1 protein-coding gene is annotated in these 288 nt (G+C 59.7%); it reads left to right on the top strand.

Annotated features, from left to right (window positions below; genetic code table 11):
• Positions 1 to 288, top strand: a 288-nt coding sequence (locus A1830_RS20825; RefSeq protein ID WP_156485062.1) for an RHS repeat domain-containing protein, incomplete at both ends; no start/stop codon positions are given.

Genomic DNA, 288 nt, shown 5'->3' with positions numbered 1-288 from the left:
CTCTGGACGTATAACCGCCTGGGGCAGCCGCTCAGTCAGACCGGCCGCAACGGTATCATGCGTCGCTGGCACTATGATGCACGAGGCAATCTGCTGCGTCTGGAAAACGGCAACGGCGGTGAGTACCGGTTTACTTATGACCCGACAGGCCACCCACTGAGCGAAGTCCGCCCTGACGACATCATCCGGCAGATGGAATGGAACGAACGGGGACTGCTTACCACTCTTATGGAAAGCGGCAGACCGGACAACGATGGCGGCATTCCCCGGCGTGTTCAGCAGTTCAGC

It is taken from the genome of Erwinia sp. ErVv1 (genome assembly GCF_900068895.1).
GTDB lineage: Bacteria > Pseudomonadota > Gammaproteobacteria > Enterobacterales > Enterobacteriaceae > Erwinia.
This window is presented reverse-complemented; position numbering and strand designations above follow the sequence as displayed.